This window comes from Arthrobacter sp. efr-133-TYG-118, assembly GCF_030209755.1.
Lineage (GTDB): Bacteria > Actinomycetota > Actinomycetes > Actinomycetales > Micrococcaceae > Arthrobacter.
Map to the genome: position 1 here is coordinate 177,706 of NZ_JARVRH010000006.1, position 13,715 is coordinate 191,420.

Genomic DNA, 13,715 nt, shown 5'->3' on the forward strand with positions numbered 1-13,715 from the left:
ACTAAAGGTTGAATGTCCTAAAAGCAAGGATGCAAGTCCTGCAAAACAGAACTGTTCCTGTCCGCGTCGGTTCTGAAGGTGCCCTGCTTCTCGACATGACGGCTGCGCCGCTCTCCTCTGGATGTCGAGTGCGGAGCTGGTGAATTAGGAGTCCTTGGGGGGTGGTGCTGGTCGCCTTCGTACTCCAAGGATCTTTGCCAGCGGCGCAATGCGATTGTTCTTCGGAGTCGCTTCGCCCCGCGGCCGCAAGAGATGGCATTGCTTGAGTGGCTATGTCCTGAAAAATAGGATTATCGTCCTTCTCTTGTTACGGCGGTGTAAACAATTGCCCGATTTGCCGCCTAGCCATTGACCGGAGTGGGCGTCGTCGTCAACATCTAACGTGTACGAACGAATTTTCTTGAAACACGGACTTTCATCAATATCTTGAGGCCAATGTAACTATGTGGCACACGAACAATCATTTGGCGAGCTCGGTTCACCGGCCGAGACCGCACGGAAGGGGGCAAGTTGAAGTCCTTCGTTGCAAAGCGGCTGGGGCAAGCGGTGCTCGTCGTTTTCGCGGCGTATACGCTGTCTTTTCTGCTGCTGTACGTCATCCCAGGCGATCCTGTTGTCGCTATGTACACCGGGGGAGACGCAGGACACGCGGTCGACCCGGCGGCTCTTCAAAGACTCCGGGAGGAGTTCGGGTTCGACCGGCCCATCTTCGACCAATACCTAAGCCGTTTGTCCGGGGCATTGACAGGAGACTTCGGGGTGTCCTTGAAAACCGGAGAGCCAGTTGCATCCGTTATGGCCGCCGCACTCCCACAAACGTTGACCTTGGTCGGGTTGAGCCTCGTTTTCGCCGTAGGTTTGGGCCTGATTGTTGCTTTATTCGGAACGTACACGCGGATTTCCTGGCTCCGTCAATTTCTGCTGGGGCTTCCAGCCATCGGCGTCTCCCTTCCGACCTTCTGGGTCGGGCTGATGCTGGTGAATCTCTTCTCGTTCCAATTGCGGATGCTGCCTGCCATTGGAAATGTCGGCCTTCAGTCGTTGATACTCCCGGCTATCACGTTGGCACTTCCGGGGGCCGCAGCTGTTGGGCAGGTTCTGGCGAAAAGCATGCTTGGCACGCTTTCAGAGCCATATGTCGCCACTGAGAAGGCGATGGGCTTGGCTCGAAGAACCATTCATTTCCGTGATGTTTTCCGGAGTGCAGCGATTCCAGCCGTGACTGTGACCGGCGTTCTGGTGGCCAATCTCATAGGCGGATCGGTTGTCGTTGAAAGTGTCTTTTCCCGTTCCGGTATCGGGCAAATCACTGTGCAGGCAGTGCTTGCACATGATTTGCCAGTCGTCCAGGCAGTTGTCGTCCTGGGTGCTGTGATCTTCGTCGTCGTGAGCCTGATCGTGGATCTGCTTTACCCGCTCCTTGACCCTCGCCTCCGCACTGCCATCGTGAAGGGATGAACCCGTGACCGACCCCACTCAAGTTCTTGCCCCTGAAGATAGGCTGGATGCCTTTTCAGCCTCTCCTGGAGCGTCAGAAGTTTTGGCATCGAAAGGTGCGTACGAACAGCTTGCCCGACCCATTATGCGGCGCCCCACTGTCATTCTCTCGCTGTTGATGCTCTCAGCCGCTGCGGCCGCGGCATTCTGGCCGCATTTGTTCACGCAAACAGACCCTCTTCAGACCTCGCCGGCGAATGTCCTGCAGCCCCCCGGAACAGCCGGGTACCTGTTTGGAACGGACCAAGTAGGCCGAGACCTTTATTCAAGGATCGTTTACGGAGCTGGACCCTCACTGCTTGCAGCAATGATTGCCATCGCAGTTTCGTTTGTCGGAGGTGCACTGCTGGGGCTTGTTGCAGGCTACTTCGGTGGGAAGACGGACACAGCCATCATGCGGTTCGCCGATGTTCTGTTATCGTTTCCGACTTTGTTGCTGGCCATGGCAATCGTCGCCGTCCTTGGCTTTGGTCTTGTCAATGTCGCCACCGCAGTAGGCGTAGTTGGCATCGCCGGCATGGCCAGAGTCATGCGATCCGAGGTGCTGCGCGTGAGTAGCCAGACATATGTGGAGGCTGCAGGAGTAAGTGGCGCGCGATGGTGGACGGTGCTTCTTCGGCATGTTCTTCCGAACTCACTAGGACCAATCGTGGTTCTTGCCGCTCTGGAATTCGGAACCGCCATCCTTTCGGTATCGAGCCTAAGCTTCCTAGGCTTTGGTGCGCCCCCGCCTTCCCCGGAATGGGGCTCGCAGATTGCTGTTGGCCGAAACTACTTAGTCTCGGCCTGGTGGCTCACCGCGATTCCTGGTCTGATTCTCGCTCTGGTGGTCATTAGCGCTAACCGCATGTCACGCGCCGTCGACGGTGAGATCAAAGGGGCGACCCGATGACCTCCGTTTCGCCGGTCCTAAGTGTTAGGGACCTAAGGGTCGCTTACCGTACGGCTCGCGGAGAGTTGCCCGCCGTGAGGGGAGTCACCCTTAGTCTCCGTCACGGTGAAATCGTCGCCGTCGTCGGGGAATCAGGCTCAGGGAAGAGCACTTTGGCGCAAGCTATTATCGGGCTCCTCGCGCCTGGGGGTGTCGTAACCGGCGGCTCTGTGCTTCTTGGTGATCTTGACTTAAGTGCGTTGAGTGAACCTGAAATGACGAAAATTCGCGGCAAGGGCATTGGACTCATTCCTCAGGATCCGATGCTTTCACTGAACCCGCTCCGCCGGGTAGGTGACCAGGTGCAGGAAGCTCTGCTAGTTCACGGCACCGTTCCGAAGAGTGAGTCGGCGGCCCACGCCATCGAGCTTCTTCGGGAGGCAGGACTCCGAGAACCTGAAATCCGTGCCAACCAGTACCCCCACGAATTGTCCGGGGGAATGCGCCAGCGGGTCCTCATTGCGATTGCTTTCTCATGCAGACCACGAGTTGTTATAGCAGACGAACCAACAAGTGCCCTCGATGTGACAGTTCAAAAGAGAATTTTGGACAGCATCGGCAAGATCACGCAACAGTTCGGGACTGCTGTTCTCATGATCACACATGATCTCGGGGTGGCCGCGGATAGGGCGGATCGCATCATTGTCATGTGCAGAGGAGAGATCGTTGAACAGGGAAAGACCGCTGACATACTCTCGAATCCGCAGCATGCATACACCCAAAAGCTCATTGCGGCCGCTCCCGGCTTCACGGACGATGATCTACTCGCCTCCGATTCCAATCGGGCCGACATCGAGGAAGTTCCGCTGCTTCGGGTTACGGGCTTGGTCAAACAGTTCCGAGTTCACGAACCAGGCCACAAACCCGGATCAATCCGGGCAGTAGACCGAGTGAGCTTTGACCTTCATAAGGGCCGGACGGTCGGCATCGTGGGCGAATCGGGATCGGGCAAGTCGACCACTGCCCGTCTGATCATGCGGCTCGACACACCGACTGAGGGCATCATAGAAATCAACGGCCAAGATATTAGCCGGTTGAGGGGCGCTGGGCTGCGCCAGATGCGCCGGCACATGCAGCTGGTTTACCAAAGCCCGTACGGTTCCCTGAACCCGAGGTTTTCGGTCGGGAAAGTTATTGAGGAACCGCTGCGTGAATTTGGCTTGGGGAATGCTCGCTGGAGACGCAACCGAGTCACCGAACTCCTAGATCTGGTCTCCCTCCCTGCCTCATACGCTGACCACAAGGCCGGCGAACTATCAGGTGGTCAAAGGCAAAGGATTGCTATTGCTCGCGCCTTGGCGATAGAACCCGAACTCGTCGTGTGTGACGAGCCTGTCTCGGCACTTGATGTCTCGGTTCAGGCGCAGATCCTCGAACTTCTCGTGCGGCTTCAAAGGGAACTCGGTCTTAGTTACGTCTTCATTTCCCATGACCTTGCTGTCGTTCGCCAAGTTTGCCAGGACGTCATCGTCATGCAGCAAGGCGTTGCTGTTGAGTCGGGGCCCACAGGAATTGTGTTCGACGATCCGCAACACCCATACACGAAAGAACTGATCGCGGCCATCCCCGGCCGTGTCGCACTGGGACACGACGCTGGTTCGTCCCTTGTGCCATCACTAGAAGCAACCATGAAAGGTACATCGTGAATTCGAATCCACTGGTGAAGGAGCGGGCTCGGAAGCGTTTCGCGCTCATCGTTCCGGCAGTCGTCCTGGCCTCGGTCCTCGTGTCGTGTTCCGCGGCCGGCCCCCAACAGTCAATAGCCACAGGGGGGACTCCCGTGCCAGGCGGAACTCTTCGAATGACTATCGGAGCGGACGAGGGCTGCGTCGACCCTCAGCAGAGTCTGGGAAGAACACAACTCGTTGTGGGCCGTGCCATGGCCGACTCCCTCGTGTATCAGGAGCCGGACTCCGGTAAATTTCAACCGTGGCTCGCCGATTCCTGGACCATTTCGCCTGACGGAAAGAGCTACACCTTCACGCTCCGCAACAATGTCACCTTTAGTGACGGCACGTCCTTGACCGCCCAGACGGTCAAGGACAACCTCGACGCGATAGTTGCTCTCGGCGCGAAAGCCCGATTGGCGTCAACATATCTCGTTGGCTATTCAGGAACTACCGTCCTCAGCGACCTCGTCGCGCAAGTCAATTTCACCAGTCCAAACGCAGCATTTCTCCAGGCGGTGTCGACACCGTCGATGGGGTTGATTTCCAGCAAGTCGACGTCGCTGAGCCAAGCTGACCGCTGCCTGGGGCGCATCAGTGGTTCCGGACCATTCGTCCTTAATAGCTACGAACACAATCAGCTCCAGAAACTCACGAAGCGGAGGGACTATAACTGGGCGCCCAAGGCGATGCATCAAGGTGCCGCCTACGTAGATAGCGTCGAAATCAGCATCGTTCCCGAGAGTGGTGTCCGAACAGGAAGTTTAGGCAGCGGGCAGAGTGATTTGATGATGGAAGTATCAAAGGCTGACGTCGCCACGCTGAAGGCGTCCGCATTGCCAATCGAATCCCGCTCGAACCCGGGCATTCCCCAGGAACTCTTCGTCAATCCGACCAAGGGCGTGCTCACTGACATCGCTGTGCGCCAAGCACTCCAGCTCGGCGTGGACCGGTCCACCATCGTGAAAGCGACCCTTACCGAGTACAACACGGTCGCGACCGGAGCGCTTTCATCGACGACGCCCGGCTTTGTGGACCTGAGCGCAGAGATGGGCTACAACCCGGACAAGGCAGCGAAAATCCTTCAAGACGCCGGATGGGTGCCCGGACCTGACGGCATTCGTGTGAAAAATGGTCAGCGCCTGACAATGACCTTGCTTTACGGGTCGCAGCTCTACGGCCCCCTGGTACCCCTCATGGAACTCGCGCAGGCCAACCTGGCCAAAATCGGTGTCGGGGTCACCCTTCGCCCGCTCCCGGATGCCGACGCGAATGCTGCCTGGGCCAAAGGCGACTATGAGCTTCGATTCTCCGGCCTCACCCGGGGAGACCCCGATGCGCTCCGCACCGCATACTTCGGCCTCGATCCGAAACTGGACAAGCTGCTGATCGCCCAGGCATCGGAGAGCAACATTGAATCCCGGATGAAGATTGTCGCCGATGTCCAGAGCTACGTGATTTCGAACGGCATTTCGGTCCCGCTTAACGAACTCAGTCTTCCGCTCGCTCACCAGCCGACTGTCAGAAATATTTCCTTCACCGCCGATTCGCTGTTGTTGCTCCACGAGATCTCGATGAATCAATAGCCGTCCACCCGCTGTTCCGGGGGCGTCCTCTCGCAGCCGCTCCCGGAACAGCCTGCATGCAGCCACTCGCCTAAGGCCTGGATCCGACCCCGCCGGAAACCAACCCATGAAAGGAAGCCTAACTTTGCATTTGAATGACTACGCAGTTCTCGGTGCAGGCGCCATAGGCGGCACCTTGGCGCACACGCTCGCGAGTGCAGGGCACAACGTGACGCTAATTGACTCAGACGAGGCCCACATCCGCGCTATCCGCGAACGCGGACTCGATTTGGTTTCCGCTGACGGCGCTTCGGACGGGCTGCGGATGCACCGGGCCGTTAGCACCTCCGAGGTGGATGCCAGCGGGATCAATCTGGGGCTGGATCGGGTCTTCCTGGCGACCAAGGCCCAACATGTTGCCGGCGCCGCAGAATGGCTCGCCCCGCATCTGTCAACGGAGGCTACCGTCGTGCTGTGCCAAAACAGTGACACCTTCGACGCCGCGGGGCTATGGATTGACTCTGACCGAATTGCATCGGCATTTGTCAATTTCGCCGCGGATGTTCTCGGCCCTGGATCCATCCGGGTGGGCGGCCCTGGTGCGCTTGTACTGGGTGAACACCACGGACCCCCGAGCCCACGCATTCTCTCTTTGGTGGATGATCTGGCAGGCATTGGCGATGTTACGGCCACCGACAACATCACCGGCTATTTATGGTCGAAAAGGGGTATCGCCGCAATCCTGACGGCCACCGCGCTGGTGGACGAGCATGTCTCCGTTGTCATCGATTCTTCTCGCGAAGTAATGGCAGAACTAGCCACGGAGGTCTACGCCGTCGCAGACACCCAAGGTGTCCGCCTAATGCCCCTCGACGGGATCACTCCCGATCACCTGCAGACGACGGCGGAAGCCCCCGCCCGGGATGAGGCCTTTGACCGTCTTGTAGCCTTCACGGGTTCAATGCCCGGAAAGTCCCGCAGCGGAGTCTTTCGCGATATCGCGGTTCGGCGGAGGCCAACGGAAGCCCGTCCTGACTTGCTTTCACTGCTCCAGCTCGCCCAGGACGTTGGCCTCAGGACACCCTATCTCGAACGTCTCACCTGGCTCATCGGCGAACTGGAAACCGGAGCCCGCAACTTTGGACACCACAACCTCACAGAACTCGCCTCGGGCACAACCGGGGCTCGGACAGCATCCCATTATTAGGAGAGTCAGCAAATGTCAGCTCAGCTAGCCACCGGACGACAGGCAGAGAAACCCCGCAAGGTCGACGACAAGATGCGCTTTGGGGTCATGTACCCGAACTCGCCCTCGCCGAGCGTGACCTCGGGCGTCGTCGCTGCCGCTAACCCTGACGTGCTCGACATCGACGCGCATATTGCATTCGCCAGGGCGTCCGAGGACGCCGGCGTCGATTTCGTTTTCTTCGCCGACGGCTACACGAACCACGGCCCGGACAATGCGCGGGTTGGTCACGGTGAACCTTGTATTTCCGCACCAGTGTGGGCGCCGATCGTCATGGCCGCGACGGATCACGTCGGCGTCGTGACCACTATGCATGCCCGGTATATCTCCCCAGTAGTACTCGCACGGCTTGGTGCCAACTTGGACGTGGTCAGCGGTGGGCGCTGGGGGTGGAACATCGTACCCGGCTCCAAGGGATCCGAGGCGAGTCTATTCGGACTTACCGACGATATTGACCATGATGAGCGGTACGCCGTTGTCTCTGAAACTCTGGAGGCCGTGAGGACCCTTTGGGGAGCTCGTGGCGAACCAATCAAATTTGATGGGAAGTACTACCAACTGGAGGGAACTCCACGCGGGCCATATCCCGTGCAGCAGTCACCTCTCATATTCAACGCAGGAGTTTCAGCCGCTGGACAGGAGTTCATCTCAAAGAGCGCTGACTACGCATTCTTCGCGGTTGTTGACGATCTCACGAAGGTGAAGGCGACAGTGGACCAAGTCGGCGACAAGACCGAGGCGGCCGGACGCAATCGGCTTGAGGTCGGCCTCGCCGGATCCGTCGGAATCTGCATTGGCAAGACCAGCTCCCAAGCGCAGGAAAAGTTCCAATGGGTAAAGGACTCGCTTGACATGGATGCTGCCCGTGGCTGGGCAAAAGGCTTTCTGGGAGGCAGCCAAACGTATCAAGACAACTTCGGCTCCCAACTCGACGAGGCTGCAAGGAAAATCGGCATCGCCGCAGGAAGCAAGGTGCTCGTCGGGACAGCCGAGGAAGTGGCCGAGCAGTTCATGGAGATTCACAGAGTGACCGGACTGCGGGGATTCATGCTCATCACCCTGCTCTGGAACCCGGAAGAAATTTCGGCCATGAAGGACGTGTTCCCCTATCTGGAAAAGGCGGGCCTCTGGGAGTCACCGGAATCGCGTGGGTGGTCATGGTGAGTGGCGCGCCAATGAATCGGTTTTCCGACGCGCAGAACGAGGCTCGCATGTCGCGGGGGGCGGCGAACCGCGATATTTTGAAGGCGATTGACGTGCACACCCACTACGTGCCGCAGGGCTACCGTGACGCGTTGGCCAGGGCAGGTATCACGCATCCGGATGGCTTTCATGGCGGCATTCCTGCTTGGTCCGACGAGGCTCAGCTCGCCCAAATGGACCGATTTGGCATCGAGACGGCGATAGTATCCCTCTCGACGCCGGGCGTCAGGCTCGCAGGGGTCGATACCGCCGCTGTCGCGCGGTCCGCCAATGAGGCAGGCGCGGGACTTGCGGCAACATACCCCGGCCGGTTCGGCTTTCTGGCTGCGTTGCCCGTTCCTGACGTCGAAGCTTCCCTTGCCGAAATCGCGTATGCCTTCGATGAGTTTGGAGCCTGGGGCGTCTCTCTGCTGACCCACACAGAAGGGGTCTACTTGGGAGATCCGAGACTTGAACCCATCATGGAAGAACTGGGACGACGCAATGCCCGGCTCCTTATCCATCCGACTGAACCAGCGGTGGTTGTCCCCGGGGTTATGAACGAGTGGTCACGGTCGATGTATGAGTTCTTTTTCGACTCCACGCGAGCCATCACAAACCTGATCTTTTCGGGCACACTTTCGCGGCACCCGGGCATACGGGTGATTATTCCGCATGCCGGGGCCGCGATACCAGCGCTGGCCCAGCGCATTGAGCGCAACGTGTGGCGGGCGAATTCCGGCCTGTCCTACGACGCCGAACGCATCCCCGGCTACATTGAAACACTTGAGCGCTGTTACTTCGATCTCGCAGGAAGCGTTCTGCCACACCAGATCGCTTCGCTTCAGGCCCTGGTTCCCGATACCAACATCGTGTATGGCAGCGACTTCCCCTTTACCAACACCCCTATGGGGGCGGAGCTGAATGCCGACCTCCGCGGCACGGACCTACTGACAAGCGACCAAAAGCGCGCGTACCTCCGGGACAACGCCATTCGACTGTTCCCTCAACTCAGTGATTATCAAACTCCAGCCTGTACCCAAGAAAAGAAAACCGATGCCCTCAACGCGTAATTTCAATCAGGCTTCCGGGTACGCCGGTTACCGATCCTTCGACTACCTCTCGCCCGGGGTCGACTACCGCCCCTATGAGTGGACATCGGAAATCGACCGCCTGCCGCTGTACGATTTGGGGCTTTCGCCTGAGCAGGCAGCCCATGCAGAGGATCTTCTGCAGAACAATCTGGTGATCAGCCTGCACGACCATCCCCAGGTTTTCCCCAAGGACATGTCCAAGGCCGTCGAGTACGGTCAGAGCGGACGATACCCGGTCGGTTATGAGGGCTTGTCATACTCCGGGATGGATGTTGTTTTTGACAATCTGGCAGGACCTACCGGCTGCATCATGAGTCACTACAGCTGGACCTGGGCCGATGTGGCCTATGACATTGGGCATCGTCTCGCGGACATCGCCCACCAGGACTTCGTGCGCATCGTGCGGACGGTCGACGACATCAAGGCCATTGCTGGCTCCGGACACCTCGGCTGGGTGCTAGCGCTAGAAGCAGCCAGCATGATTGACAACGACATTGACCGCATTGACATCCTGCATGGCTGGGGCGTCCGCCAGATGGGACTGGTTTACAACGAGAGCAACCTATTGGGCGGAGGCCTGAAAGAATCCTCCGACGGCGGCTTGACACGCTTCGGTCACCGAGTGGTGGAACGAATGAATAAACTCGGCATGTCAATCGACCTCTCCCACGCAGGAGACCGCACATCGATTGACACCATCGCAGCTTCCGAGGCTCCAGTCATGATCACCCATGCCGGAGCACGCGGCGTTTGGCCCAGCGAGCGGATGAAACCCGACCACGTCCTGAAAGCGCTTGCGGAAGCCGGTGGACTGCTGGGAATCGAGGCCGCCCCGAACTCCACGATGTCCCCCGATCACGAGGCCCACACGATCGAATCAGTGATGCAGCACTTTGAGTACTGCGCCAACCTCATGGGCATCGATAACGTGACCTTCGGGCCCGACACCCTCTATGCAGACCACGCCAAGATCCACACTGAATTCTCTACTCTGTTCGGAGCGAACGTCGACGCCGTCGAGCCGGCCTCGGAGCCAGCCCCCCTGACTCGTGTTGGCGTCCAGCCAATTTCGGCAACGAAATCCGAATACTGCGCAGGATTCGAAAACCCGACAGAGAACTTTCGCAATGCGATTGGCTGGATGCTAAAGCAAGGGTACTCCGACGACGACATTCGCAAGGTCGCCGGCGGAAACACTCTTCGGGTGCTCGGGCAGACCTGGCGTTGAACGCAATGGATCATGGCTCGCTCCTCTCCAGCGCTCACGCCCTGCTTCCTGAGATGCAGGCACTTCGAAGGAAACTTCACCAGCATCCGGAAATCGGCCTCGAGCTTCCAGCGTCCCAAGCACTCATCGTGAAAGCACTCTCGGATTTGGACGCTGATCTAATCCTGGGCCAGACCTGCAGTTCGGTCATCGCGGTCCTCACCGGATCCCGACCCGGCCCGACCGTAGTCCTACGGGCCGACATGGATGCACTTCCCATCCAGGAGGCGCCAGGCAGCGAGCCACGATCGCTCACCGAAAACGCCATGCATGCCTGCGGACACGACCTGCATTCGGCCACCCTCGTCGGCGCTGCCACACTGCTCTCGTCCCGTACCAAGGAAATGTCTGGGCGTGTCGTGCTGGTCTGGCAGCCCGGGGAAGAAGGATACGACGGCATGCAGGTCATGCTGGACGAAGGGTTGATGGAGGTGATTGGCGCCGAGGCCGTCGCGACGTATGGTTTGCACGTCTTGGCGGACACGTTCCCGCACCGGGTGTTCTCCGGCCGCGCCGGGGTCTCCCACGCCACGAGCGCAACATTTCAAATTAAGGTCTCGGGAGTCGGCGGTCACGCGGCTTTCCCGCACGCGGCCGTAGATCCTGTACCCGCAGCAGCGGAGATCGCCTTGGGTTTGCAGATTCGGTTGACCCGCACGGTAAACATCTTTGACCCAGCGGTAATTACGGTCGGAAGCATACATGGCGGGAACGCACCGAACGTAATCCCTGAGTCTGTTGTCCTTGCAGGTACAGTGCGGGCCTTCTCCCAGGCATCGGCCAACCAGTTGCCCGATCTTGTACGGTCACTTGCCGCCGGCATCGCTTTGGCGCATGGCGTACGTGCCGAGGTTGACTATCGGGAGGGGTACCCCGTCGTCGACAACGACAAAGCCGAGGTGGATCTGCTCCGTGGGGTGGTCCAGGATCTCCTGGGGACCGAACGGTTTCAGGAGCTTGCCGTGCCTATTCCAGCGGGCGATGACTATTCCCGCTTGATGCAGCTGATCCCCGGTGCATTCTTTCTGGTGGGCGCTGGAATACCAGACGGGAATGGCCGCCTGCACCCGAACCACTCTGCTGGAGCCAACTTCGACGACGGTGTGATGGGGGATGGGGCCGCTGTCCTCGCCGCAGCCGCACTTCGTCGTCTGTCCGACAACTACCGTCCAGATCCATTGCCCCGCTGATTCAGCTCCTAACGAATCATCAACCAAACCAAGGAGAATGCAAATGCTTACCGACCCATCGCCGCGGGTCACCGACGGTCGATATTTCCGATCGGTGCTTGGTAACTACCCGACAGGCGTCGCAGCCATTACAGCTGTTGGGCAAGGCGGTGAGCCTGTTGGAATGATTGTCGGCACCTTCAGCTCCGTGTCGCTCGATCCACCACTGGTTTCCTTTACACCCACCAAAGATTCGGCATCTTTCAAGGCGCTCCGCGAGTCAAAGAGCTTTTGCGTCAACATACTCGGCGAGCAACAAGAAGAGATCTGTCGTGCACTCGCGGTGAAGGGCGCCGACGACAAATTCACGTCGGTTCGGTGGCGCCCTGCCGACTCCGGCTCTCCAATAATCGAGAACTCGGTCGCGTGGATTGATTGCGACTTCGAGTCGATTACCGAAGCGGGTGATCACTACATTGTTCTTGGCGCAGTCCGGGACCTGGCAATCTCGAAGGATTCGCCGGATCTACCTCTCTTGTTTTTCCAGGGAGGATACGGCCGATTCTCACCTCATTCGCGCGTAATGCCTGCCGCAACTGACGCGCTTGAGCAAATCAGGTTTGTCGACATGGCCCGGGATCACATGGAGTCCCTTGCGGCTGAACTCGGGATGGAATGTTCCGCCGTAGCTCCTGTTGAGAACTTTCTCGTCCGTTTGGCGAGTGCGGGTGTCCCCCCGAACGGGGGTTCGCCGGTACGGGTGGGTATACGGCTGCCCTTCGAAGCCCCTATGGGGGCTCTGCTCGTCGCCTGGGCCGATCCCGCTACGCAGGACAGGTGGCTCGACCGAGGAGTGCCGCGGGAAAATGTCAAGGAGCGAGATCGGCACCGGGATGCCCTAGAGCGGGTGAGGGCCAAAGGTTGGACGATCACCCTGTTCAGCGAAGGCTTCAGGTCGATTGACAAGAGGCTGGAAAACTTGGCGGCCGATGGACCTACCCGCCAACCGGACCCGCATCTAAGTCAGTTAGCCGCTTCCCTGAATGGTCCCGATGCATACGAGCGTGACGAAATCCTTTCTGGTGAGACATACCAAGTCCGAAACGTATCAGCCCCAGTGTTTGATTCCGAGGGAAATGTTGTTCTCTATCTGACACTATTTGGTTTCCCCGTCTCTACGCGGGGGGACCGGGTGCTGGATATCGTGGCGAGACTAGTTGAGACTGCATCACGGGTATCGGACGCGATTTCCTGGGCGGGGCTCAGGAAATCGATTGCGAGCGCGGAGCGGCGGGCATGAACGGGCACAGTGCCGGAGTACGGGCAGAACACTTCACGGACAGGGTTGCTGTTATTACGGGCGCTCTCGGTGAGATCGGACTGGAAACAGCCGAAGAGCTTGCGAGGCGCGGTGCTACCGTGTGGGCAGCCGATATTGGTTTCAGCCCTAGCGAGCCGTCGCGCCCTGTCGGCGCCGGAATCATCCACCCGGTAAACCTCGACGTTACGGATTCGCATGCAGTCGATTCCCTCTTCAGATCGATCACGTCAGCAAGCGGTCCCATCTCGATGCTTGTAAATGCTGCGGGCGGTCCTGGTACTGATCGATCCCCTGTGGAAGATGTAACAGACGCCCAGTGGAAAAAGGTCGTGAGTCTCAACCTCGACGGCACTTTCTACTGTTGCCGTGCTGCCGTGAAGTCGATGAAGTCAGGCGGAATCGGGGGATCGATCGTGAACATCTCATCAGGTGCCGGTCGCACCTATTCACGGACAGGGGTTCAGGCCTACGCCGCGGCTAAGGCCGGTGTCATCGGACTTACTCGCCAACTCGCCCGCGAAATGGGAACGTACGGCGTAAGGGTAAATTGTGTTGCGCCCGGCCTTATCGCCGTTGAAGGGCTCGCCCAAGAGCTCAGCAGCATTAGTTCCGGGGCCATGCAAACTCACCTCTCCGGCGTCGCCCTTGGGCGCCTCGGCTCAGCAGCTGACCTCGTTGGTCCGATTGTGTTCTTTCTTGGACCACAGGCTGGCTACGTGACTGGACAGACCATTAGTGTTGATGGCGGTTCGACCATGCTCGGATAAGGCCCCCGG

General features: G+C 58.9%; 11 protein-coding genes. All 11 read left to right on the forward strand.

What is annotated here, in order from left to right; all coding sequences use genetic code 11:
- Positions 1 to 510 precede the first annotated feature (510 nt).
- The 11 genes from QRN59_RS05930 to QRN59_RS05980 all read left to right on the forward strand — a co-directional run bounded on the left by QRN59_RS05930 (position 511) and on the right by QRN59_RS05980 (position 13,706).
- Entirely contained in the window at positions 511 to 1,458 is a 948-nt protein-coding gene (locus QRN59_RS05930) for an ABC transporter permease (protein WP_284981574.1), read from the forward strand.
- 4 nt (positions 1,459 to 1,462) lie between these two features.
- Positions 1,463 to 2,389 carry an ABC transporter permease gene (locus tag QRN59_RS05935; RefSeq protein ID WP_284981575.1) on the forward strand — a complete coding sequence of 309 codons (927 nt, stop codon included), beginning with the start codon at positions 1,463 to 1,465 and terminating at the stop codon, positions 2,387 to 2,389.
- Positions 2,386 to 4,074, forward strand: coding sequence for a dipeptide ABC transporter ATP-binding protein (locus tag QRN59_RS05940; RefSeq protein WP_284981576.1), 1,689 nt, complete (start codon positions 2,386 to 2,388; stop codon positions 4,072 to 4,074). Before QRN59_RS05935 ends, QRN59_RS05940 begins: the two co-directional genes overlap by 4 nt.
- The gene (locus QRN59_RS05945) at positions 4,071 to 5,681 is read left to right on the forward strand and encodes an ABC transporter substrate-binding protein (protein WP_284981577.1); all 1,611 of its coding nucleotides are present in this window, start codon (positions 4,071 to 4,073) and stop codon (positions 5,679 to 5,681) included. Before QRN59_RS05940 ends, QRN59_RS05945 begins: the two co-directional genes overlap by 4 nt.
- A 130-nt stretch (positions 5,682 to 5,811) precedes the next feature.
- Positions 5,812 to 6,867, forward strand: a complete 1,056-nt coding sequence (locus tag QRN59_RS05950) for a ketopantoate reductase family protein (RefSeq protein WP_284981578.1) — start codon at positions 5,812 to 5,814, stop codon at positions 6,865 to 6,867.
- 12 nt (positions 6,868 to 6,879) lie between these two features.
- Entirely contained in the window at positions 6,880 to 8,070 is a 1,191-nt protein-coding gene (locus tag QRN59_RS05955; protein ID WP_284981579.1) for an LLM class flavin-dependent oxidoreductase, read from the forward strand.
- An 11-nt stretch (positions 8,071 to 8,081) separates the two neighbouring features.
- Positions 8,082 to 9,161 (forward strand): amidohydrolase family protein, encoded by a 1,080-nt coding sequence (locus QRN59_RS05960; RefSeq protein ID WP_284981580.1) that lies wholly within the window; start codon positions 8,082 to 8,084, stop codon positions 9,159 to 9,161.
- On the forward strand, positions 9,145 to 10,410 hold the full coding sequence (locus QRN59_RS05965) for a dipeptidase (RefSeq protein ID WP_284981581.1): 1,266 nt from the start codon (positions 9,145 to 9,147) through the stop codon (positions 10,408 to 10,410). Before QRN59_RS05960 ends, QRN59_RS05965 begins: the two co-directional genes overlap by 17 nt.
- 53 nt (positions 10,411 to 10,463) lie before the next feature.
- Positions 10,464 to 11,639 (forward strand): M20 metallopeptidase family protein, encoded by a 1,176-nt coding sequence (locus tag QRN59_RS05970; protein ID WP_284981603.1) that lies wholly within the window; start codon positions 10,464 to 10,466, stop codon positions 11,637 to 11,639.
- 43 nt (positions 11,640 to 11,682) lie between these two features.
- The gene (locus tag QRN59_RS05975) at positions 11,683 to 12,918 is read left to right on the forward strand and encodes a flavin reductase (RefSeq protein ID WP_284981582.1); all 1,236 of its coding nucleotides are present in this window, start codon (positions 11,683 to 11,685) and stop codon (positions 12,916 to 12,918) included.
- Complete coding sequence (locus tag QRN59_RS05980) at positions 12,915 to 13,706, forward strand: SDR family NAD(P)-dependent oxidoreductase (RefSeq protein WP_284981583.1); 792 nt, start codon at positions 12,915 to 12,917, stop codon at positions 13,704 to 13,706. Before QRN59_RS05975 ends, QRN59_RS05980 begins: the two co-directional genes overlap by 4 nt.
- Positions 13,707 to 13,715 lie beyond the last annotated feature (9 nt).